This is a genomic window from Roseomonas aerilata DSM 19363, assembly GCF_000711725.1.
GTDB lineage: Bacteria > Pseudomonadota > Alphaproteobacteria > Acetobacterales > Acetobacteraceae > Roseomonas > Roseomonas aerilata.
Genome location: NZ_JONP01000032.1, coordinates 1 through 20853, shown reverse-complemented (window position 1 = coordinate 20853; position 20853 = coordinate 1). Strand labels below are relative to the sequence as shown.

Sequence of the window (20853 nt, the reverse complement as noted above, 5' to 3'; positions counted from 1 at the left end):
TTCAGACCGCCCGGACCCACCCTCCGTCCACGTCCAGGATGGCGCCCTGGATGTAGGAGGCGTCCGGCCCCGCCAGGAAGGACACCACGCCGGCAATCTCCTCCGGTTCGCCGAAGCGGGCCACGCCGGTTTCGGCGGCGATGGCGCGGGCGGCGGCTTCCGGATCCAGCCCGCGCTCCCGCGCCAGGGTGTCGATCCGGCCGGTCAGTCGCCCGGTGCGGATGCTGCCCGGGTTGATCGCGTTGACGCGCACGCTATCCGCCACGCCGCGATCGGCCAAGGCTTTGGTGAGGTTCATCAAGGCCGCGTTGACCGAGCCGCCGATGGTGAAGTCCGCGCTGGCCACGCGCCCGCCCACCCCCGCGATCAGCACCGCCGAGCCGCCCGATGCCCGAAGATGCGGCCAGGCGGCGCGGCACAGGCGCACCGCCCCGAACAGCTTCAGCGCGTAGCCATCCGCCCAGGCCGCGTCGTCCAGCAGCAGGAAATCGCCGCGCTGCGTGGCGCCGGCGCTGTGCACGAGCAGGTCCAGCCCGCCGAACTGGCGCACCGCAGCGTCCACCGCCTCCGCTGCCGCCCCGGGCAGGGACAGGTCGGCGGCATGGAAGGCGCAGCCGGGCAGCCCGGCCGTCTCGGCCTGCAGGGCGGCGGCGGAGCGCGCCGCCAGCATCACCCGCGCGCCATCTGCGGCCAGGCGCCGCGCAATCGTGAGCCCGATGCCGCGACTGGCGCCGCTTACCAGGGCCGACCGGCCGTCCAGCTTCCGTCCCATCCCGGCTGCCCTCCTATTCCAGCGTGACCTGGGCATCGCGCACCACCCGCCCGATTTCCTCCATGTCCCGGACGATCAGCTGGCCGAACTCGGCCGGCGTCCCGACCGCGACCTCGGCGCCCAGGTCCAGCAACCGCGCGCGTTCGGCCGGGGAGGAGAGGATGGCGCCCATCGCCGCGTTCAGCCGCGCCACGGCGGCCGGTGCCATGTCGCGCGGGCCAATGCAGCCATACCACTCGTCCCGCTCGAAGCCGGGGATGCCGGATTCCGCGATGGTCGGGATTTCCGGCAGATAGGGCGCCCGCCTGGCGGAGGTGACGGCAATGGCCCGCAGGCTGCCGTCCCGCACGAAGGGCAGGGTGGAGCTGGCATTGCCGAACATCAGCTGCAGCGAGCCGCCGACGAGGTCCGCCAGGGCCGGCCCGCCACCACGATAAGGCACGTGGACCATGTTCGTCCCCGTCGCCAGCTTAAACATCTCCCCCGAGATATGCACGGCCGAGCCGATGCCGGGGGAGCCGAAGGAGAGCCCGCCCGGCCGCTGCTTCGCGAGGCGGCCCAGATCCTCCACCGAATGCACGGGCAGCGAGGGATGCACCACCAGGATGTTCGCCACGCGCGAGTGCAGCATGATGGGCGTGACGTCCCGCACGGGGTCGTAGGACTGCCGCTGCAGGAGCGCCATGGAGACGAGGGTGCTCGTCACGATCCCGAAGCTGTAGCCGTCATTCGGGGCGCGGATCAGCTCGGCCGTGCCGATGGCGCCCGAGGCCCCGCCCCGGTTGTCGATGACAACGGGCTGCCCGAGGGCGGCGCTGAGCGGCTGCTGCATCTGCCGCGCCAGGATGTCCGCGCCGCCGCCGGGTGGCCAGGCGACGATCAGCCGGACCGGCCGGGCGGGCCATGCCTGCGCGCGAGCCAACCGCGGCGCCGCGAGCACGGCCGCACCCGCCAACAATGTTCTGCGATGCATCCCTCGTTTCCTCCCTCGCGCCGGTTTTCCGGTCATGTCCCGGGTCAGGCGGCGGACCAGCCTCCGTCCATCGGCAGCACGGCGCCGGTGATGTCGCGGCCCGAGCGGCCGCAGAGGAAGCCAACCATGTCGGCGATCGCTCCCGCCTCGACGAAGCGGCCGGTGGGCTGCTTGCCGTGCAGCACCGCCGCCGTGGCTGCCGCCTGGTCCATCCCCTCCACCTCCATCAGGCCGTGGATGCGATGCTCGATTCCGGGGGTCAGGCTCGTGCCGGGGCAGAGGGCGTTGCAGGTGATGCCGTGCTTCGCGGTTTCCAGCGCGACGGCCCGGGTCAGGCCGATCAGCCCGGTCTTCGTCACGACGTAGCCGACGCGGTCCGGCGTGCCAATCAGGCCGTAGATCGAGGACATGTTGACGATCCGCCCCCAGCCACGGGACCGCATGCCCGGAAGCGCCAGGCGGATCGTGTGGAAGGCGGCGGAGAGATTGACGGCGAGGTCCGCCTCCCAGTCCTCCGGCGCCATGGTGTCGATCGCGGCGAAATGGCGGGTGGCGGCGTTGTTGACGAGGATGTCCAGCGGGCCGGCGGCTTCGATGAGCGACGCAATCTGTGCGGGTTCGGCGAGATCCGCGCGGTGGTAGTCCGCAGCGACGCCGAACTCCCGGGACAGGGCTGCCCGCACCTCCTCGGCCGCACCCGGCGCGGCGAGGCCGTGCAGCACGACGCCGCAGCCATCGCAGGCCAGGCGGCGCGCCACGGCGAGGCCCAGCCCACCGGTCGAGCCGGTCACGAGGGCGCGGCGTCCGTGCAGCTCGCCGCTCATGCGTGCCCTGCTGCCTGCACCAATGCCATTGACCCTTCCCCCCGATCGCGCCCATCGTGATATCGATATCAAGAACGCCCCGCAAGTCTGGGAAACGGCTGAGCGGAAGGCGGGAGGAAAAGACCGTGATCAAGACCCATCGCCGCACGCTGCTGGCCGCGCTGCCGGCCGCCCTGGCCGCCCCGCGCAGCCTGCGCGCGCAGCCCGCCTGGCCGCAGCGCCCCGTCCGCCTCGTCGTGCCCTACGCCCCCGGAGGCGGCACCGACATCTTCGCGCGCTCGCTGACCGACGGGCTGGCGCAGGTGCTCGGCCAGACCGTGCTGGTGGAGAACCGGCCGGGCGCGAACGGCTCCATCGGATCGGAGGTGGTCGCCCGCGCGGAAGGGGACGGCTATCTGTTCCTCGTCGACACCGGCAGCCACGTCATGAACAGCTACGTGATGACGAACCTGCCCTATCAGCCGCTGCGCGACTTTGCGCCCGTTTCCCTCCTGTCGCGCTACCCGCTGCTGCTGACCGCCTCCTCGGCCGCGCCGTTCCGCGACGTCCCCGGGCTGATCGCGGCCGCGAAGGCCATGCCGCGCAGCATCGGCTTCGGCACCTCCGATGCGGCCATCTCCTATGCCGGCAACTTGTTCACGCGGCTCGCCGGAATCGAGATGGTGGAAATTCCCTATCGCGGGGCCGCACCCATCCTGAACGATCTCGTGGCCGGGCACCTGCCGACGGGATGGAACAGCACCGTGGCGGCCACGCAGCACCTGGCGGCGGGGCGGATCCGCGCGCTCGGCGTCACCACCACCACGCGCACGCCGCTGCTGCCCGAGGTGCCCACGCTCGCCGAGGCCGGCGTACCCGGCTACGACTTCGCGGGCTGGTACGCGATGGTTGGCCCTGCCACCCTTCCTGCCCCGATTGCTGCGCGCATGCATGATGCCGTGGTGAAGACGCTTCAGATCCCGCGCGTACGGGAGCGGCTCGCCGGGATCGGCGCCGATCTCGGCACAATGGGGCCGGGCCAACTGGCCACCTTCCTGCGCGAGGACGATGCGCGCTGGGCCCAGGCGGCGCGCGACGGCCTGATCACGCGGGCGCAATGATGATGGTTGCCGGCGAACAGCGGCTTTTCGCGGGCGAGGCGCTCGGCGCCTTCATCGCCGGATCGCACTGGGATGAAATTCCCCGCGCGCTGCGGCACGAAGCCAAGCGCTCGCTGCTGAACGCCCTGGGCTGCGCGCTCGGCGTGGCCTGGGACCCGGCGGTGGAAACGGCGGTCCGCGTGATGGCTCCCTTCTCGGGACCGGAGCGGGCCACGGTTATCGGGCGCCCGGAACGGCTCGATGCGATGGGGGCCTGCTTCGTGAACACCATCGCCGCCAACCTGCTGGACTACGACGACACCCATCTGGAGACGGTGATCCATCCCACCGCACCGGTGGCGCCGCCCCTTCTTGCCTTGGCGGAGCTGCGCGGCTTCTCGGGCGTGGAAGTGCTGCATGCCTTCCTCCTGGGCGCCGAGGTGGAGTGCCGCATCGGCGCCTCCGTTTCTCCCGGGCACTACGACCGCGGCTGGCACATTACCTCGACCACCGGCGTGTTCGGCGCGGCGGCGGGCTGCGCGCGGCTGCTGGGGCTGGATGCGCGCCAGTGCTGGCACGCGCTGGGGATCGCGGCCAGCCAGTCCGCAGGGCTGGTGGAGAACCTGCCCAGCGCAGCGAAGAATGTCGGCATGGGCAATGCCGCCCGCAACGGCCTGCTTGCCGCGCTGCTGGCGCAGGCCGGCTACGAGGCAGCCCCTGCCGCGATCGAGGGGCCGCTCGGCTGGGCGCGCGCCATGGGTGACGTGCCGGAACCTTCGCGCATCTTTGACGGCCTCGGCATGCATTGGGAGTTCGGGCGGAACACCTACAAGCCCTATCCGGCTGGCATCGTCTTTCACGCGATCATCGATGCCGGCCTGGACCTGCGGCAGCGCGTGCCGGCAGAGGCAGTTGAATCCGTAATCGTCGAGGGGGACCAACTTCTCCTCGACCGCGGTGACCGGATCGTGCGAACGGCGCGCGACAGCCGGGTCAGCATCCATCACTGCGTGGCGGTGTCGATGCTACGTGGCGCAGCGGGGGTCGGCGAGTTCGAGGCGCCCGCGGTGCAGGATCCCGCCCTCGCCGCCCTGCGCGCGAAAACCCGCGCGCGCCTTGACCCGGCCTTGCCCCGCGGCGCCGCGCGGGTGACGCTGCGTGACACGGCCGGGCGGGAGCACGTGTCGCTGGTCACGGAGCCCCGCGGCAGCGCCGGCTGCCCGATGACAGACCGCGAACTGGAGGCGAAGTTCCGTCAGAACGCGGCGCTGAGCGGACGTGAAGGGGAGGCAGGGAGCTGGTTCGATCATATCTGGGAACTCGAAGGGATCACGAACTTGGCGCATTTCGTCAGGTCCTTCGCGTCCAGCCCGAGGTGACACGGTGGAGGCTGTCCAGCCGGAGCGTCGGTCCTCGCGCTAGCCTTTCCGGTAGCTGAAGGACCGCGCCAGGCCTGGCCGTATGCGGAAGCCGGGTGGAACTCAGTTGTTCTGGCATTGGAAAACCGATTGGGACATCATCGTCGGAGCACTGTGGTCCTCAACCTGTCATGGCAATGATGCGGCCCTATGCCTCCTGCCTGGCGCATGGAATGCTGTTCCGCGCTGGGGTGACCGAACACCTTTCCAGCCAGCGCCAGGGCTGGCGGTCGCTGCATGCATCGATTCAGCGCGAGCAGCCCTACGAGCATAATTGCCCGAGCGTGCCGGACCACTTGCTCGTACTCCATATGGACGGTCCTGTCCCTGTAGAGCGGGAGCTTTCCCAGGGCCGGGGCGTCTCCGTCATTCCAGAGGGAGGCACCCACATTATCCCGGCGGGTACCTGCTTCGGCGTGCGGTTGCGCGCCCCGCTGAACAGCCTTCACCTCTACCTTTCGGATGCCGTCCTTCGGACAGTGGCTTCGGAATGCGCTGTCGGCGACCCGTCGCGCCTGGAGGTCATCCCCCGCTTCGGGGACGTGGACCCGGCCCTCACCCATCTCCTGCTGGCGGTGCGGGACGTGCTCGCCGACGAACATCCGGCGAACACCTGCTACGTGGACCACCTCGCGGCCGCAATCGCGGCGAGACTGGTCCGGCACCATTCCAACAGCTTGGCCGCCGTGCCGCAGACAAGGAATGCCACGGCGCGTGACATCGCGCCGGCGATCGACTTCATGCTCGCCAACCTTCAGCGGCCCATCACGCTCGCCGACATCGCTGCGGTCACCTCTTGCGGCTCTGTCCAGCTCACGCGGCGCTTCCGCCAAGTCCTGGGCAAGCCGCCGCACCAGTATTTGATCCAGCTTAGAATAGAGGCGGCCTCCCGCCTGCTCACAGCCTCGCGCCTCCCTATCGCGGAGATCGCTTTGGAATGTGGCTTTGCAAGCCAGGAGCACCTCACCCACCTTTTTCGACGGGCCATGGGCGTTACGCCAGCCGCCTTTCGCCGCCAGTCCGGTTGAGCCAAGCCCCACCCGGGCTCGTGAGGTTCGCCGGTGGACGCTCCGCGTGAGCGTTTCATGACTGAATAATGCGCGGTTTCTACAGGCGGAGCCCGGCTGCCTCCGCCTAATCTCTAGCCAAGGCCAGAAGGCCATGGAGGAGGAAACGATGGCCAAGGACTACGTGACGGGAATGCACCACGTCACCTCATGCGTCGGCCCGGCGCAGGAGGATATCGACTTCTTCACCCGCATCATCGGGCAGCGCATGGTGAAGCAGACCGTGCTCTTCGACGGCAGCACGCCGATCTACCACCTCTACTACGGCAACCGCGACGCCCAGCTCGGCACCATCATGACCACCTTCCCCTATCGCCAGGCGGGCATCCGCGGGCGGAAGGGCACGGGCCAGGTGGCGGTGACCGGCTATTCCGTTGCCGAGGACGCGCTGGAGTTCTGGGCCCGGCGGCTGGAGCGCCTGGGGGTGACGAACGACGGCATCCGGCAGCGCCTCGGCCAATCCGTCATCCGCTTCGAGCACCCCTCCGGCCTCGAGTTCGAGATGGTGGGCGACGACCGCGACACGCGCGCCGGCTGGACGACCGACGAGATCGAGGAGAAGGACTCCGTCCGCGGCTTCAACGCCGTCACCATGTCGGTGCGCGACCGGGTGGAGCAGGAGCGCTTTCTCGTGGACGCCGTGGGCTTCCGCAAGACCGCCGAGGACGAGCGCTACCAGCGCTTCGAGATCGCGGAGGGCGGGCCTGGCTGCACCGTGATCGTCCGCCACGACCCCGACGTGCCGCAGGGAAGCTGGACCTTCGGCGAGGGCACGGTCCACCACGTCGCCTTCGCCGTGCGCAACGACGCCGAGCAGATGGAGTTTCGCGAGCAGGTCGTCGGCATGGGTTACACGGACTGCTCGGAGTCGAAGGACCGGAACTACTTTCACTCCGTCTACTGCCGCTCCCCGGGCGGCATCCTCTGCGAGTTCGCCACCTCCGACATCGGCTTCACGGTCGACGAGCCCGCGGAGGAGCTGGGCCGGAACCTGCTGCTGCCGCCCTGGTTCGAGAGCCGGCGCGCCGAGATCGTCGCGCCTCTGGAGCCGATCACGGTGCCGGCCTCCTCGCTCGGCCGGAAGGTGCCGGCCTGACCCGGCCGGGGCGGCCCCTGCGGGCCGTCCGGCGTGCCTTGCGAGAGGGAGGACGGGTATGGAGCGGGCTTCAACGGCTGGCGCGGCGTGATGCTATGGGGGCGGCGACCATGGGGAGCGACCTCTTGCCCTCCGGGGCGGCGCGGGCACAGCCGGTGGCGCAGGCATCCGGGCGCGTGGCTTATCAGCCGCGCTTCATCGCCTCGCCCGACGGCATGCGGCTCGCGACCTATGAGTTCGGCAACCCCCAGGGGCCGGCGATCCTGTTCCTCCACGGCTTCGCCCAGGCCGCCCTGTCCTGGGACCGGCAGCTCCGCGACCCGGCGCTGGCGCGCGAGTTCCGCATGGTGGCGATCGACCTGCGCGGCCATGGCATGAGCGCCAAGCCGGAAGGGGACGCCTTCTACAAGCCGGGCCAGGTCTGGGCGGACGACGTGCGGAGCGTGATCGACGGGCTCGGGCTGCAACGGCCCGTGCTGGTTGGCTGGTCCTATGCCGGGCGGGTGGTCGGCGACTACCTCGCCGCCCATGGCGCGGGTGCGCTGGCCGGGATCAACTATGTCGATGCCAGCAGCTCGCTCGGCGATCCCGCCTTCTTCGGGCCGGATGCGGGGCTGCTCGGCCCGCAGGCCATGCTGGCGCCGGGGATCGACGGCTTTGTCGAGGGAACGGCCCGCTTTCTCCGCTCCTGCTTCGCCACCCAGCCCGATCCGACGGACTTCCAGACCATGCTCGCCTTCAACATGCTGGCGCCGCTCTACGTGCGCGCGGGCCTGGCGGGCCGCCCCGCCAACTATGCGGAGGTGCTGCGGGCGCTGAACCTGCCCGTGCTGGTCAGCCACGGCGAGAAGGACCGCATCCTCACCACGGCGATGGCGCGCTTCACCGCCGCCACAGTCCCGGGCGGCAGCATCTCCCTTTATGCCGAGAGCGGCCATTCGCCCTTCTGGGAGGAACCCGCGCGCTTCAACCGGGAACTGGCCGGCTTCGTGCGGCAGGCGCAGGCAGGGCGGTAGCGTGCAGGGCGCGGCCGGAGCCTTGAAGCGCTGGGCTTTAAAGAAAGGAGCCGGGCCATGCCCGAGAGGATCAATGGCGTGATGGTGGCCGGCGCAGGCCCTGTCGGCCTCGTGTCGGCATTGAAGTTGGCGCGGGCCGGGATCCGCGTGGTGGTGCTGGATGCCGCGCCGGACATCATCCAGGCACCGCGGGCGGTGGTCTACCACTCCCCGGTGGTGGAGGCGCTGGACCGGATGGGCCTGCTCGAGGACCTGCAGGAGATCGGCGTCCTCAAGCAGGACTACTGGTGGTGGACGATCGACGGCACGCTGATCGCGCGGATCGACATGGCGGTGCTGGGCCGCGACACCCGCTATCCCTTTAACCTTCATCTCGGCCAGAACAACCTGGCCATGATCATCCTGCGCCACCTCATGCGGGTGCCCGGCGTGGAGGTGCGCTGGGGGCACAGCATCACGGGCCTGCGCCAGGACGAGGCCGGCGTCGCCGTTACGCTGGAAACCGAGAACGGCGAGAACGAGCTTCGCGCCGATTGGCTGATCGGCGCGGACGGCGGGCGCAGCGGCGTGCGACGCGCGCTCGGCCTGCCGCTTGACGGCGTGACGTGGCCCGAATGGTTCGTGGCAACGGACATCCGCTACGACATGGAGGCCCATGGCTACGGCACGGCCAACCTCGTGATCGACCCCGACCACTGGGCGATCATGCCGAAGATCGACATGAGCGGCCTGTTTCGGTGCACCTACCGCGAGCACCCCGGCTTGTCCGAGGAGGAGGTGCGCCGCCTCGTGCCGGAGCGCCAGGCGATGATCCTGCCGGGCCGCGCACCGGTGGAGCCCGTCGCCCTTTCGCCCTACCGCGTCCATGACCGCTGCGTGCCGGGCTTCCGCGCCGGCCGCGTGCTGCTGGCCGGCGACGCCGCCCATCTGATCAACCCCATCGGCGGACTGGGTCTGACGGGCGGGCTGCTGGACGCCGTGCCGCTCGGCGACGCGCTGGCCGCCGTGATCGCCGGCGAGGCGGACGAAGCCGTGCTCGACGACTGGGCCGAGGAGCGCCGGCGCGTTTTCCTCGAGGTGGTCTCGCCCGCCGCGAAGGAGAACCGCCGCCGCATGAGCGAGCGCGACCCCGTCCGGCGGGAGGAAGATTTCGCCCGCCTGCGCCGCATGGCGGAGGAGCCGGAATTCGCGCGCCAGGGTCTGCGCCAGGTTTTCAACGTCGTCGGAAGGCATCCACTCGCCCAGCCGGCCTGATCGTCGCCGCGACGAAGGTGGACCCCAGATCCACCGTCGCCCACATCAAGGGAGGAAGAAATGGGTTTGCAGATCAAGCGCCGGGGGCTGCTGGCTGTTGGCGGGACTCTCGCATCCGCCGCCGCGCCAGGACTGTGGCGAGGCGCCGCCGCCCAGGCCCTGAACCGGCCGGCGCGCATCATCCTGGGATGGCCCCCGGGCGGCGCCGCCGACATCATCGCGCGGCTTTTCGCGGAGCGTTTGCGCGGCACCTATGCCAGTCAGCTCGTCGTGGAGAACCGTCCCGGCGCCGCCTCGCGCCTGGGGATCGAGGCAGTCAAGGCTGCGGCGCCGGACGGTGCCACCCTCCTGGTCACGCCGGAGAGCATGCTGACCATCTATCCGCACATCTACCCACGGACGCTCCGCTACGACGGGCTGAAGGACTTCATCCCGGTCAGCGGGCTCTGCTCCACGTCCTTCGCCCTGGCGCTCACGCCCGCCCACCGCGCCCGGAACCTGGCGGAGTTCGTTTCCTGGGCCAGGCAACAATCATCCCCCGTCCCCTATGCCAGCCCTGCCGCCGGATCGACCCCGCATTTCCTGGTCGAGGAACTGGCGCGCGCCACGCGCATCCGGTTGGAGCATGTCTCCTACCGCGGCTCCGGCCCGGCAATGCCAGACCTCCAGGCCGGGCGGCTGGCCATGGTGATCACCGTCACCGGAGACATGGCGGAGTACGAGCGAACGGGCTTCGGGCGGATCATCGGCGTCACCTCCAGCGAGCGCTCGCGCAAGCTCCCGGAGGTTCCGACGATGGCGGAACTCGGCCATGCCGACCTGACGGCCGAGGAGTGGTACGGTATCCTCCTCCCCGCCGGCACGCCGCTGCCCTTGGTCGAGGCGCTGCAGAAGGCGGTCGCGGACGCCGTGAAAGACCCGGACCTTCGGGCCTCCCTGGCCACGATGGAGCAGCGCCCACGTCCCTCCACCGCACAGGAGTTCGCCGAGCGCATCCGCACCGAGCGGGACCGGTGGGCGCCGATCGTGCTCGCGAGCGGCTTCAGTGCCGAGTAGCGCTCACCGCTCTCCCCTGGCTGGGCGGGACCTCATCCCCTCCACTGGCGCGCCCGGCGGAATGGCCCGGCTTGGAAAGAGCAAGTGCATCGTCCGGTAGGCGGGGCATCCAGCGGAGCGACGTCAATGCTACAAGGGGACGAGCCGCTGCGCATTGCAGGGCAAGGCGGCTTCTGGGTCGGCGTGACACGGGCCTCACGATCCTATGGCACCGCAGCAGCCGGACAGATGTATGTCCAGTATCAGGTACCGGCTGACCGGCGGCATGTGCTGCCGCTGGTGCTCGTGCATGGCGGCGGTGGGCAGGGAACCGACTATCTCCAAACGCCGGATGGCCGGCCGGGCTGGGCGAGCTTCTTCCTGCGCTGTGGCTACGCTGTCTATGTCGTGGACCGCCCTGCTCTTGGGCGATCCCCCTATCATCCCGACCTGCACGGACCGCTAACGCCTCCGCCCACCTACGAGCAGTTGTTCCGCCTCTTCGTCGCGCCGGAGCGATACCCGGACCTCTACCCACAGGCGCGGTTGCACAACCAGTGGCCGGGCACCGCCGAACTGGACGACCCGGTGCTCGGCCAGTTCATGGCGGCCCTTGGCGCCTCGCAGGCTGATCTAGGTCTGGTTCACCGGGAGATGCGCCGCTGCGGGGCGGAGCTGCTGGACCGGATCGGGCCGGCGGTCCTGCTGACGCATTCCGCCGGTGGTCCCTTCGGCTGGCTGGCCGCGGATGCGCGGCCCGAGCTGGTCCGTGCAGTTATCGCGGTAGAGCCCCTCGGCCCGCCCTTTGCCAAGACACCAACGGGAAGGCTGGACTGGGGACTGACTGCAGCGCCCATGACCTACGATCCCCCTGCGCCTGATGCCTCGGCGATGCAGCCCGAGGAGCGCGCTGCGCCGGCGCCTGACCTGAAGGCCTGCATGGCACAGGCGGAGCCTGCACGGCAGCTCCCCAACCTCCGAGGCATCCCCGTTGTGGTCGTCACCGCAGAGGCATCTTGGAAGGCGCAGGAGGACCACGGCATCGTCGACTTCCTCCGCCAGGCTGGCGTTCCAGCCGAGCACCTGCGCCTTGAAGAAACCGGCATTCATGGCAATGGTCACATGGTTATGCTTGAGCGAAACAGCGACGTTGTTGCTGCGCTGCTCGCCGGGTGGATCGAGCGCCGAACGGCGAAGTGAGGTGACCCTGAATACCGGACCGTTCGGAACGCCGCATTCGCCACATGGCGGGCTGTGACCGCGGTTGCATCCACCGCGTGAGGCCATCACCAGCCGTAAGCTCCCGACGTCGCCATCATCGCCAACGTGACAGCGCCGCCCCCGGCCCGCCCCGCTGCCGTGGCCGCTCCTCCTCACGCCGCTGAAGGGCTCGGCCGCGGGCGTGGCGCGCTCCGGGCGTCGGTTTTCCCATCGCCTTCGAGCGGCCTGTTCCGGCATGATCGCGGCAGGTGGTGCCGCCTACTCCATCGGAACGTTGTTGCGGCGGACGATCTCGCCCCAGCGGACGAACTCGCTCCGCATGTAGGCCTCAGCCTCCTCGGGGCTGCTGCTGTAGCGCGGCACCGCGCCGATACTGAGGAGACGCTCCTCGATCTCGGGGCCGCGCAGGGTGGCGTTGATGGCTGCGTGCGTCGCGACGAGGGTTTCCCGCTCGAGACCGTGCGGATAGATGGCCATCAGCCATGTCACGGCGGTCAGGGAGATGCCCTGCTCCATCAGGGTCGGCACGTCGGGCAGACTGGCAAGCCGCTTCTCCGTGCCGGCCGCGATCGCCTTCAGGCGGCCGGACTGAATGTGCGGGCTCGTGGAGGTCGCCGTCTCCAGCGCCAGGGAGACGGTGCCGGCGATCACGTCGGTCACACCGAGTGAGCTGCCGCGATAGGGAACGTGGGTGATTTCCATCCCCGTCAGGCGCTTCAACTCCTCCATCGCCAAGTGGGAGACGGTGCCGTTGCCGGAAGAGGCGTTGGTGAGCCGACCCGGGTTCGCCCGTGCGTAGCGGACCAGCTCTTCAAGGTTGCTCACGGGAATGGAGGGATTCGCCACCAGCACGAAGGGCAGATCCCCGACCAGCCCCGCGGCATCGAAATCCTTCAGCGTGTTGTAGGGCGTGTTGCGGTAGAAATGCGGATTGGTGCAGAGCGCCGACATGTGGGCCAGCATCATCGTGGTCCCGTCTGGCGTCGCGCGCGCAAGCTGGCCCAGGGCGATGCTGCCCCCCTGGCCCGGCCGATTGTCCACGATGAAGTTGTCAGGGGAGTGGGGCGCCAGGCGCTCTACCCAGAGGCGGGCAACCGTATCGGTCGCCTGCCCTGGGGGGAAGCCGACCATGATCTTCACGACGCGCTTCGGCGACTGCGCGACGGCGCATGGCGCCACGGCCAGTCCCATTGCGGCGCCGATGACGGCCCGCCGGCCGATATGCGTTGCAGTCATGCGTCTTCCTTTCTTGTCCGCTCCGTCCCGCTATTTTTTTTGTTCAGTGCGCCGCGCGCTTCATGGCGGCGGCGGTGTTGACCATCGAGTGCAGGCTGCGCGCGTAGTCGGTCGCGCCCTGGTCGTCCATACGCGGCGCGACGCGCAGGTACTCCTTGAGGCCCAGGATAGCCGGGCGCGGGCGGCTGAGCAGCAGCTTGCAGAACCGCTCCGCCTCGTCCTTGAGCGAGCCCGCGGGAACCACCTGGCTGACGATGCCGTAGGTCAGCGCCCGCTGCGCATCGATGAATTCGGCGGAATAGGCCATCCAGAGGACGGCGTTGCGGTTCATGCGCGCCGCCACCGCCGACATCACCATCGTCGGCATCACGTTGTGCTCGATCTCCGGCATGTTGAAGGTGGCCGTCTCGCTCGCGAACGAGACGTCGGCGAGGGTGGTGATGGCCGTGCCGTACCCCATGCAGCGGCCCTCGACGGCCACGATCACCGGAACCTGTGCGTTGCGGATGGCCGTGTAGCTGCCGAAGATGCCGTCGTATTCCGGGCGGCGGCTGTAGGCCTCCGTGGAGGGCGGGCCTTCGGCCTCGCGGATGCGGCCCGTGCAGAAGTCGGCGCCCGAGGCGGTGATCAGCACGGCGTCCGATTCCTCGTGGGCGCGTAGGAGGGCCTGGCTCATCCGCGCAGCCATGCCGTCGGAGACGCCGCCGCCCTCGCGCCCGAAGGTGACGCGCAGCAGACGTCCGTCCTGGACGATGGATAGGGGATCGGACATCAGCACTTCTCTCCTTCAAAGGCCGGCGCCAGTTCACGGTGCGCCGGCGTGGATGCGGTGGAAGCGGCTGCCAGAGCGCGCCAGATAGCGGGCGGCGTCATCGGCAGCGCGTCGATCGAGGCGCCGCGCGCCGCCAGGGCGTCGTTCACGGCGCCAGCAATGGCGGCGGGACCGCCGAGATAGCCGGCCTCCCCCGAGCCCTTCTGCCCGAAGCTGGTGAGCGGTGAGGGCGTGCAATGGTCGGCGATAGAGATGGACGGCACCTCGTGCGCGCTCGGTATTAGGTAATCCGCAAAGCTGCCGGACAGGAACTGTCCGTCCTCGGAGAAGGCGAAGCGCTCCATCAGCGCGGCGCCGAGGCCGTGCGCGATGCCGCCATAGGTCATGCCGTGCACCACGTCGGGGCTGATCATCACGCCGCAGTCGTGGCCGACGGCGTAGCGGTGCAGCGCCACCTTCCCCGTCTCGGGGTCGATGCTTGCCAGCACGACGTGCGACTCGAAGGAGTGGCAGGGATACATCTGCACGCGGCCGTCGGCCGTCGGCATCTTGCCGCCGGTCGGCACCTCCCAGACGAACTTCTCCTGCAGCCCGGGCTCCATCCCCTCCGGCATCTCGTGGTACTTGCGGTGCGCGATCTCGACCAGAGCGCCCCACCGCATGCCGCGGGAGGGATCCTCCCGCAGGACGGCGTCGCCGCCGTCCCAAAGGATAGCGTCGGGTGGCACCTGCATGGCGTGGGCCGCGATGCGGATCATCTTGTCCCGCAGCAGGCGCGCCGCCCCCGCCGCGGCACCGCCGAGCATGATCGCCATGCGGCTGCCGACCGGGCTGTTGGACGGCAGCGCGCCGAGGGAGTCCGCGTGGATGACGCGGATGCTGTCGGGCTCCCGGTGCAGAACCTCCCCCACTACGGTGGAGACGAGGGTCTCATGCGCCTGACCGGAGGTGGACGTGCCCATCGACGCCGTCACGGCCCCGTTCAGGTCGATGCGGACAAGGCAGGAATCCATCCAGGTCGTGGTGGGGTTCTTCGGGTTGAAGAGCGGCTCGAAGGCCGAGTTGCCGCCCGATGGCTCGAGGCAGGTGGAAACGCCGATGCCGGCGAGCAGGCCCCGGGCGCGGAGCGCGTCGCGCTCCCGCAACAGGTCGGGATAGGCGGCGGCGTTAAGCGCCTTGTCCAGCACCGCCTGGTAGTCGCCGGAGTCGTAGGTCGTGCCGCTGGGAATGAGGTAGGGGAACTCATCCTTGCCAATAAGGTTCCGCCGCCGCAGCTCGATCGGATCCAGGCTGAGGAAGCGCGCCACGCGGTTCATCCCCGTCTCGATGGCGTAGTTCGTGGGTGCCTGCCCAAAGCCGCGCACCGCCTCCTGGGGCGTCTTGTTCGTCATGACGGAGATCGCGTCGTACTCGACGCTGGCGATGCGGTAGGGGCCGACGATCGCGCCGACAGGCTTGCCGAGCTGCAGCGGCGAGCGGCCGGAATAGGCGCCGATGTCGTCCACCGCGCGCATCCTCATCGAGCGCACCGTGCCGTCCGCGTCGAAGGCGAGGGTGACGTCGAAGATGCGGTCCGGCCCCTGCATGTCGCCGCCGCGCATGTTCTCCAGTCGGTCCTCCAGGAAGCGGACGGGACGGCCGAGCATACGCGAGAGATAGCCGACCAGGATGGAGTGCTTCAGCCCGCGCTTGACGCCGTAGCTGCCGCCCACGTCGACGTCGAAGTGCACGCGCACGGCGTTGCCGGGTAGACGCAGGCAGCGAGCCAGGAGCTCCGGGTATTTCGGCATCTGGATGGAGGCCCAGACGTCAAGGAGGCTCGTCGCGTCGTTCCAGTCGCAGGTGACGACGAAGGTCTCGATCGGCACGGTGGAGGAGCGACCCCAGCGCACCCGGTAGGAGAGCTGGTGGTCCGCCGCCCCGAAGTCCTTCGCCACGGGCCCCCATTCAAAGACCCGGCGGAAGATGACGTTCGACCCGTGCGCCGGGTGCACGAGCGGCGCACCCGCCTCCATGGCCCGTTCAGGGTCCATGATGTGCGGCGCGGCCTCGTATTCGATCTCGACGAGCTCGCTCGCATCCTCGGCCAGGGCACGCGTCTCGGCGACGACGGCCACGACCCACTCGCCCGCGTAGCGGACGACGCCGTTCGCCAGCGGGTAGCGCTCCACCTTGGGAGCGTCCACGCCGGGAAGCATCGGTTCCAGCTCCGGTGTCAGCTGGTCGCCCGTGACGACCGCGTGCACGCCGGGCATCGCGAGAGCGGCGGAGGCGTCGACAGAGACGATCCGCGCGCTGGCATGGGGGCTGGCGACGATGGCGACGTGCAGCAGGCCAGGGGGCTGGATGTCGGCGGCGTAGCGCCCCTGGCCGACGACGAAGCGCCGGTGCTCCACCGCGCGGCGGCGGCGCCCGATATAGCGGAATGCTTCGTAGGCCTTGTCGCGCGGGGCGTCAGCCATGGGCGGGGGCTCCGGCGGCAAGCTTTACGGCGTCGACGATCTGCTGGTAACCCGTGCAGCGGCAGAGATTGCCGCCGATTGCGTCACGGATCGCCGCCTCGTCCGGCTGCGGGTTGTGGGCGAGTAGGTCCTGGCAGGCGATAAGCATGCCGGGCGTGCAGTAGCCGCACTGCATGGCGTGGGATTCGCAGAAGGCGTCCTGCAGGGCGGAGAGTTTGCCGCGCTCCGGCGCCAGGCCTTCGACAGTGGTGACGGAGAGGCCATCCGCCTGCACGGCGAAGATGAGGCAGGAACGGACGGGGTCGCCGTCCAGCAGGACGGAGCAGGCGCCGCACACGCCGTGCTCGCAGCCGACATGCGTGCCGGTCAGGCCCAGCGTCTCGCGCAGGAAGTCCACAAGGCTGGTGCGTGGCTCCACGGCCCGGCGATAGGCGCGACCGTTGACGGTAATCTCCACCGTGGCAAGGGCGGGGGCGGGGAACGTCGAGGACATTGCGGTACCTTCGGTCAGGCAGCGAGGGCAGTGACGGGCGCGGCGCCAGCACGCAGCAGGACACGCGTCAGCAGCACCGCGGCGAGGTGGCGGCGGTAGGCAGCATCGGCCTGCAGATCGGTCCCGGGCTCGCTTCTCGACACGGCGGCCTCAGCCACCTCCCGCGCGGCGGCGGCGTCGATCCGGCGGCCGACAAGCGCCTCCGCCAGGTCGGGGAAGGCGAGCGGGGCGCTGGCCATCCCGCCCAGCCCGAGGGCGGCGCGCCGGCAGGTTCCGTCGGGCGCGAGCTGGATCTGGCAGGCGGCGGAGGCCATGGCGAAGTCGCCGTGGCGGATCGACGTTTCCTCGAAGGCGCAGGCGACGCCCGGCCCCTCCCAGACCGGCCAATCGATGCCGGTCACGCACTCGGTCTCGCCCGTGGCGGTGTACATCGCGGCGATGAAAAACCCGGAGGCCGGCACGACGCGCGCGCCGCCGTCCTGGCTGCTGAGATGGATCCGTGCATCGAGAATGAGGGCGGCGAGGGGCAGTTCGGCCGAAGGATCGGCGTGGACGAAGCTGCCGCCGACGGTGCCGCGGTTGCGGGTCTGGACGTGGCCGACCCAGCGTAGGGCGGCGCCGACGAGCGGAACGGCCCCGCGTAGGACGGCGCTCTCCTCCAGGTCCCGCTGCCGGGTGGTGGCGCCTGTCGTCACGGTGCCCGGCCCGGCCGCGATGCCGCGTAGCGAGTCGAGCCGATTGACGTCCACCAGCACGGCCGGGCGCGCCAAGCGCATCGCCATCATGGGAACGAGGCTCTGGCCGCCGGCGATCAGCTTGGCCTCCGGCCCGTGCTGGGCCAGCAGCTCGAGAGCGTGAGCCACAGTCACAGGGCGGATATAATCGAAAGGTGCCGCCTTCATGCTCGCGTCCTCCGGTGACGGGGCGCGAGGCAGCGGCGCGGCAGACCAGTGTTCATGGCGCCCTCCCGTTCATGTTGATCGAGGAAACCTCGACAGGCTCGAACATCAAGTACGATCCGCCACCCGGCCAGCCAAACCAGTTTTTCTCAGGCCCCGTGAGGAAGAGTCACGCCGCCGCTCCTTTCCGGCCGCGCATCGTCGCTGGTCGTCCTGCCGAGCCGGGCGGGCCCTGGCCGAGATACCGCGGGCTCGCCGCGGCGGCCGCGTTGCTCGCCACCGCGCACGCGCGCCCCACCCGACCGGCAGTACCCCGGCGCGGCCGAGCCAGCGACGTTGCCACGGCAGGGCAGGCCCGCTATTCTTGACTCGTCATCGCAATGAACCGTCGCCTTCCGCCTCTCAACGCCGTCCGCGCCTTCGAAGCGGCGGGCCGGCACTCAAGCCTGACCAAGGCCGCGGCGGAGCTCGGCGTCACCCACGGTGCGGTCAGCCGGCACGTGGCGCAGCTCGAGGCTTGGCTGGGCGTGCCGCTCTTCCTGCGCCGGCCCGCCCAGCTCGTGCTGACCGATGCGGGACGTGGCTACCTGGCGGAAGCCACCGCCGCGCTCGACCGGCTGGCCCTGGCCTCGATACAACACCGGGAGCTGGCCTTCACCGGCACGCTGCACGTGAACGCGCCACCCACCTTCACCATGCGCTGGCTCATCCCGCGTATGTCCGGCTTCCAGCGCCGGCATCCCGAGATCGAGGTCCGCATGACCACCTCGCTCGCGCCGGTGACGTTCGACGGCACCTACGACATCGCGATCCGGGGCTCCTTGGTTCCGCTGCAGGCCAAGGTTTCAAGGTCTATCATGACGGAGGTGATCGTCCCGATCTGCCACGCGGACCTAGCCGAGGCCGGACGGCTGAGCAGCCCGGACCAGCTCTCCGCCCATACCCTGATCGCTTATGCGACGCAGCCCTACTCCTGGCCGGAATGGCTGGCCGCGGCCGGCAGTCCGCATCTGCGGCCGGCGGGGACCCTGCAGTTCGAGCAGATGTACTTCGCGCTGCAGGCCGCGTCCGAGGGGCTGGGGGTCGTCCTTGTGCCGATCTTCCTCACCATTGACGACATCATTGCCGGCCGCCTCTGCGCGCCCTTCGGCACGCTCGCCGCGCGCCAACGGCAGTACTACGCAATTGCGAACGCCCGCACGTCCGTCATCGACGACTTCATCGAATGGCTCGTCAGAGAGGGCAGGGAAACCGAGAATTCCATGGCTCTCTCGACGATCGCGGGCCTCTAACAGCGGCGCGGCGGGCCTTGGGCAGGATCGACGGCCGCGCCGGCCCTGCGCCCCTGGTCAGGCCTGCGCGCCGATGTCGGCCGATGTGCCCTTCCACTTCGTCGCGGGCCGGTCGTCGATGATGCCCTCGCGCCGGACCGCCTCGGCTCCGGGAACATGGATGCAGGGGTCGTGTTGCAAAGTCGATGTTTGATGGTTGACCAAAATTTATAGCTCGCTGGAAATATAGAAGAACTTCGTTTCTGAGAACGCGCGAAACGGAGCTTTGCAACAGAACCTCCGAGACGGTGTTGGAAGACTACCTTGCCCGGACGCCGCGCGAATACCTGTCGCCGTACACCATTACAGATGCACAGCTTTGCTAAGCGAGGTCGAGCGGACCGGGCCGGACGGACCTGGCTGCAGCCGGGAGGAACGCCACCTTGGCATCACTAGGCTCGCCCGCCTTGTGCGCGACGGAAGTGGCGACGCAGTCGGCGCCTTCAACGTGGCGCTGCCGAGCGAGCCGTTCTCGGAGGCAGCCGAGACGCGCAGCATCGCGACGCTCGACCGCGCAGTGACCATCCTGGTAGCGCAGCTCGCAGGCCGAGCCTGACCGTGCTTGACCCTCGAAGGGAACCGTCGCTTGGTGACCTTGCGACAGATCGAGGTTTTCCGCGCCGTGCTGCGCACGAGGAGGGTGGTTGGCGCAGCATCTCGCGCCTGCATATTCGTCCGTCGCGTAATATGTGTTATGTAAAATAAGCCTGTTTGATTTTGTTTTTGCTCGGCAATTTGCTCGTGCTGGCTACAGCCAGTCCTCACAGCGTAGTCCCTCTACGCGGCTGAACTCGCTGAGGTTACCGGTGACCACGACCAGTCCGCGGCTCCTTGCGTGGCCTGCAATCATCAGGTCATAAGCACCGATAACCTGCCCGGCGCGCTCCAGCATCGTGCGGATCTCTCCCGCATGTGCAGCTGCTTCTGCGTCGAAGGCCAGCACATCAAGGCGCGCTGCGAAGCGCTCGACCTCCCGTCGGTTCTCAATCGGGCGTGCCGACTTACCGGCTCCGTGCAGCAACTCCATCAGCACCACAGTCGAGATGCAGAGCGATCCGGCCTCGGCGTTAAACCGTGTCCGTAGGCCCTGCGGTCGATCTCGCAGCACACGGATGCAGAGGTTCGTGTCCAGTAGATAGCGCAACATTAAAAGCGCTCGCGTTCCTCGGCCTGCGGCTGCTCGCGATTCGGCAGGTCAATACCGGGTGCACCAAAGAAGTCGTCCCAACTGGCATCAGCCGGTACGATGACTCGGCGCGTGCCGTCACGCAGGATCGCGACCTCCCTAACGCCTTCTGGAAAGGCCACTCCCTTCGGCAGACGTACAGCCTGTGTCCGGTTGCTCTGAAAGAGAGTGGTTCGGGTCATGTGAGTCTCTCGGGATATACATTTTATATATCCCGATCGTGCTGAGGTGCAAGGTTCAGGAAGGCCTAGACACACGAATCGTTCTGAATCAGTGTTTTGAGGTGTTCTATTTAGATCATCTGGCACTGTGACCCGCCCCCTTCGCTCGCATCAGCAGCGCCTCGCGGGCGTGATTGAGGCGATTGCCACGAACCAAACCGAGGCACGTGACATCCTCGCCGCGGTCACCCCGGGCGGTGGCAAGTCGCTGTTGCCGGTGATCGCGGCAAGCCGCCTGATTGCCGCAGGCGTCGTTGACCGCATCTGCTGGGTCGTGCCACGCGACAGCCTTCGGCTCCAGGCCGAGGAAGCCTTCGCCGACCCCTATTGGCGTGAGGCGCTGCGCCACAGCCTGTCGGTGCGCGCCGCCGATAACACTCCCGATCCGAGCCGGGGGCTCGCCGGCTACATCACCACTTACCAGGGCGTCGCTGCCGCCCCGGATCTGCACCTGGCCGAGTTCCGGCGCCATCGCACGCTGCTCGTGGTGGACGAGGT

General features: G+C 69.1%; 22 protein-coding genes. 11 read left to right on the top strand and 11 right to left on the bottom strand.

Features of this window, described 5'->3' with window-relative positions; all coding sequences use genetic code 11:
- Position 1 precedes the first annotated feature (1 nt).
- The 3 genes from BO39_RS23630 to BO39_RS23620 are packed head-to-tail and all read right to left on the bottom strand — an operon-like array spanning position 2 to position 2569.
- Positions 2 to 772: an SDR family oxidoreductase gene (locus BO39_RS23630; protein WP_043838235.1), complete on the bottom strand. Its 771-nt coding sequence runs from the start codon at positions 770 to 772 to the stop codon at positions 2 to 4.
- A 13-nt stretch (positions 773 to 785) separates the two neighbouring features.
- Positions 786 to 1745 (bottom strand): Bug family tripartite tricarboxylate transporter substrate binding protein, encoded by a 960-nt coding sequence (locus tag BO39_RS23625; RefSeq protein ID WP_043838233.1) that lies wholly within the window; start codon positions 1743 to 1745, stop codon positions 786 to 788.
- 44 nt (positions 1746 to 1789) lie between these two features.
- Positions 1790 to 2569 carry an SDR family NAD(P)-dependent oxidoreductase gene (locus tag BO39_RS23620; protein ID WP_043838232.1) on the bottom strand — a complete coding sequence of 260 codons (780 nt, stop codon included), beginning with the start codon at positions 2567 to 2569 and terminating at the stop codon, positions 1790 to 1792.
- Between the two features lie 125 nt (positions 2570 to 2694).
- Between BO39_RS23620 and BO39_RS23615 the strand changes: the two genes are divergently transcribed.
- The 8 genes from BO39_RS23615 to BO39_RS23580 all read left to right on the top strand — a co-directional run bounded on the left by BO39_RS23615 (position 2695) and on the right by BO39_RS23580 (position 11734).
- The gene (locus BO39_RS23615) at positions 2695 to 3669 is read left to right on the top strand and encodes a tripartite tricarboxylate transporter substrate-binding protein (protein WP_043838230.1); all 975 of its coding nucleotides are present in this window, start codon (positions 2695 to 2697) and stop codon (positions 3667 to 3669) included.
- On the top strand, positions 3666 to 5027 hold the full coding sequence (locus BO39_RS23610) for an MmgE/PrpD family protein (RefSeq protein WP_052402527.1): 1362 nt from the start codon (positions 3666 to 3668) through the stop codon (positions 5025 to 5027). The genes BO39_RS23615 and BO39_RS23610 overlap by 4 nt, the downstream gene beginning before the upstream one ends.
- Positions 5028 to 5377: 350 nt before the next feature.
- Positions 5378 to 6094, top strand: coding sequence for a helix-turn-helix domain-containing protein (locus BO39_RS23605; RefSeq protein ID WP_169742817.1), 717 nt, complete (start codon positions 5378 to 5380; stop codon positions 6092 to 6094).
- Positions 6095 to 6242: 148 nt separating this feature from the next.
- Entirely contained in the window at positions 6243 to 7229 is a 987-nt protein-coding gene (locus BO39_RS23600) for a ring-cleaving dioxygenase (RefSeq protein WP_156963853.1), read from the top strand.
- Between the two features lie 110 nt (positions 7230 to 7339).
- Positions 7340 to 8245 (top strand): alpha/beta fold hydrolase, encoded by a 906-nt coding sequence (locus BO39_RS23595; protein WP_169742816.1) that lies wholly within the window; start codon positions 7340 to 7342, stop codon positions 8243 to 8245.
- 57 nt (positions 8246 to 8302) lie between these two features.
- The gene (locus BO39_RS23590) at positions 8303 to 9499 is read left to right on the top strand and encodes an FAD-dependent oxidoreductase (protein ID WP_043838217.1); all 1197 of its coding nucleotides are present in this window, start codon (positions 8303 to 8305) and stop codon (positions 9497 to 9499) included.
- A gap of 60 nt (positions 9500 to 9559) precedes the next feature.
- Positions 9560 to 10555, top strand: coding sequence for a Bug family tripartite tricarboxylate transporter substrate binding protein (locus BO39_RS23585; protein WP_043838215.1), 996 nt, complete (start codon positions 9560 to 9562; stop codon positions 10553 to 10555).
- A 126-nt stretch (positions 10556 to 10681) separates the two neighbouring features.
- Positions 10682 to 11734, top strand: coding sequence for an alpha/beta hydrolase (locus tag BO39_RS23580; RefSeq protein WP_043838213.1), 1053 nt, complete (start codon positions 10682 to 10684; stop codon positions 11732 to 11734).
- Between the two features lie 279 nt (positions 11735 to 12013).
- Here the strand turns inward: BO39_RS23580 and BO39_RS23575 are convergent, their stop codons facing one another.
- Genes BO39_RS23575 through BO39_RS23555 form a run of 5 tightly spaced genes read right to left on the bottom strand, consistent with a single transcriptional unit; the run spans position 12014 to position 17620 of the window.
- Entirely contained in the window at positions 12014 to 12991 is a 978-nt protein-coding gene (locus tag BO39_RS23575) for a Bug family tripartite tricarboxylate transporter substrate binding protein (protein ID WP_043838212.1), read from the bottom strand.
- Positions 12992 to 13034: 43 nt separating this feature from the next.
- Positions 13035 to 13763, bottom strand: a complete 729-nt coding sequence (locus BO39_RS23570; RefSeq protein WP_043838211.1) for an enoyl-CoA hydratase/isomerase family protein — start codon at positions 13761 to 13763, stop codon at positions 13035 to 13037.
- On the bottom strand, positions 13763 to 16225 hold the full coding sequence (locus BO39_RS23565; protein ID WP_084698426.1) for a xanthine dehydrogenase family protein molybdopterin-binding subunit: 2463 nt from the start codon (positions 16223 to 16225) through the stop codon (positions 13763 to 13765). The genes BO39_RS23570 and BO39_RS23565 overlap by 1 nt, the downstream gene beginning before the upstream one ends.
- The gene (locus tag BO39_RS23560) at positions 16218 to 16718 is read right to left on the bottom strand and encodes a (2Fe-2S)-binding protein (protein WP_052402524.1); all 501 of its coding nucleotides are present in this window, start codon (positions 16716 to 16718) and stop codon (positions 16218 to 16220) included. The genes BO39_RS23565 and BO39_RS23560 overlap by 8 nt, the downstream gene beginning before the upstream one ends.
- Positions 16719 to 16732: 14 nt before the next feature.
- Positions 16733 to 17620, bottom strand: coding sequence for an FAD binding domain-containing protein (locus BO39_RS23555; RefSeq protein WP_043838210.1), 888 nt, complete (start codon positions 17618 to 17620; stop codon positions 16733 to 16735).
- A 377-nt stretch (positions 17621 to 17997) separates the two neighbouring features.
- Between BO39_RS23555 and BO39_RS23550 the strand changes: the two genes are divergently transcribed.
- Positions 17998 to 18909 (top strand): LysR substrate-binding domain-containing protein, encoded by a 912-nt coding sequence (locus tag BO39_RS23550; RefSeq protein ID WP_043838209.1) that lies wholly within the window; start codon positions 17998 to 18000, stop codon positions 18907 to 18909.
- Positions 18910 to 18966: 57 nt separating this feature from the next.
- Here BO39_RS23550 and BO39_RS35015 read toward each other — a convergent pair whose 3' ends face one another.
- The gene (locus BO39_RS35015; protein WP_281175621.1) at positions 18967 to 19089 is read right to left on the bottom strand and encodes a hypothetical protein; all 123 of its coding nucleotides are present in this window, start codon (positions 19087 to 19089) and stop codon (positions 18967 to 18969) included.
- 178 nt (positions 19090 to 19267) lie between these two features.
- Between BO39_RS35015 and BO39_RS32850 the strand changes: the two genes are divergently transcribed.
- Positions 19268 to 19504, top strand: a complete 237-nt coding sequence (locus tag BO39_RS32850) for an IclR family transcriptional regulator (RefSeq protein WP_169742815.1) — start codon at positions 19268 to 19270, stop codon at positions 19502 to 19504.
- Positions 19505 to 19696: 192 nt separating this feature from the next.
- Here BO39_RS32850 and vapC read toward each other — a convergent pair whose 3' ends face one another.
- Both vapC and vapB read right to left on the bottom strand, forming a co-directional pair.
- Complete coding sequence (gene vapC, locus BO39_RS23545) at positions 19697 to 20095, bottom strand: type II toxin-antitoxin system tRNA(fMet)-specific endonuclease VapC (RefSeq protein WP_043838208.1); 399 nt, start codon at positions 20093 to 20095, stop codon at positions 19697 to 19699.
- On the bottom strand, positions 20095 to 20316 hold the full coding sequence (gene vapB, locus BO39_RS31475; RefSeq protein WP_084698425.1) for a type II toxin-antitoxin system VapB family antitoxin: 222 nt from the start codon (positions 20314 to 20316) through the stop codon (positions 20095 to 20097). Before vapB ends, vapC begins: the two co-directional genes overlap by 1 nt.
- Before the next feature lie 127 nt (positions 20317 to 20443).
- On the opposite strand from vapB, the gene BO39_RS23540 reads away from it, so the two are divergent.
- Positions 20444 to 20853 (top strand): DEAD/DEAH box helicase family protein (locus BO39_RS23540; protein WP_043838206.1); only part of this gene is annotated, 410 nt, incomplete at its 3' end.

Excerpts from the sequence above, each read along its gene's own strand:
- BO39_RS23630 (WP_043838235.1), bottom strand. The coding sequence starts at position 772 with ATGGGACGGAAGCTGGACGGCCGGTCGGCCCTGGTAAGCGGCGCCAGT.
- BO39_RS23625 (WP_043838233.1), bottom strand. The coding sequence starts at position 1,745 with ATGCATCGCAGAACATTGTTGGCGGGTGCGGCCGTGCTCGCGGCGCCG.
- BO39_RS23620 (WP_043838232.1), bottom strand. The coding sequence starts at position 2,569 with ATGAGCGGCGAGCTGCACGGACGCCGCGCCCTCGTGACCGGCTCGACC.
- BO39_RS23610 (WP_052402527.1), top strand. The coding sequence starts at position 3,666 with ATGATGATGGTTGCCGGCGAACAGCGGCTTTTCGCGGGCGAGGCGCTC.
- BO39_RS23605 (WP_169742817.1), top strand. The coding sequence starts at position 5,378 with ATGGACGGTCCTGTCCCTGTAGAGCGGGAGCTTTCCCAGGGCCGGGGC.
- BO39_RS23600 (WP_156963853.1), top strand. The coding sequence starts at position 6,243 with ATGGCCAAGGACTACGTGACGGGAATGCACCACGTCACCTCATGCGTC.
- BO39_RS23595 (WP_169742816.1), top strand. The coding sequence starts at position 7,340 with ATGGGGAGCGACCTCTTGCCCTCCGGGGCGGCGCGGGCACAGCCGGTG.
- BO39_RS23590 (WP_043838217.1), top strand. The coding sequence starts at position 8,303 with ATGCCCGAGAGGATCAATGGCGTGATGGTGGCCGGCGCAGGCCCTGTC.
- BO39_RS23585 (WP_043838215.1), top strand. The coding sequence starts at position 9,560 with ATGGGTTTGCAGATCAAGCGCCGGGGGCTGCTGGCTGTTGGCGGGACT.
- BO39_RS23580 (WP_043838213.1), top strand. The coding sequence starts at position 10,682 with ATGCTACAAGGGGACGAGCCGCTGCGCATTGCAGGGCAAGGCGGCTTC.
- BO39_RS23575 (WP_043838212.1), bottom strand. The coding sequence starts at position 12,991 with ATGACTGCAACGCATATCGGCCGGCGGGCCGTCATCGGCGCCGCAATG.
- BO39_RS23570 (WP_043838211.1), bottom strand. The coding sequence starts at position 13,763 with ATGTCCGATCCCCTATCCATCGTCCAGGACGGACGTCTGCTGCGCGTC.
- BO39_RS23565 (WP_084698426.1), bottom strand. The coding sequence starts at position 16,225 with ATGGCTGACGCCCCGCGCGACAAGGCCTACGAAGCATTCCGCTATATC.
- BO39_RS23560 (WP_052402524.1), bottom strand. The coding sequence starts at position 16,718 with ATGTCCTCGACGTTCCCCGCCCCCGCCCTTGCCACGGTGGAGATTACC.
- BO39_RS23555 (WP_043838210.1), bottom strand. The coding sequence starts at position 17,620 with ATGAAGGCGGCACCTTTCGATTATATCCGCCCTGTGACTGTGGCTCAC.
- BO39_RS23550 (WP_043838209.1), top strand. The coding sequence starts at position 17,998 with ATGAACCGTCGCCTTCCGCCTCTCAACGCCGTCCGCGCCTTCGAAGCG.
- vapC (WP_043838208.1), bottom strand. The coding sequence starts at position 20,095 with ATGTTGCGCTATCTACTGGACACGAACCTCTGCATCCGTGTGCTGCGA.
- vapB (WP_084698425.1), bottom strand. The coding sequence starts at position 20,316 with ATGACCCGAACCACTCTCTTTCAGAGCAACCGGACACAGGCTGTACGT.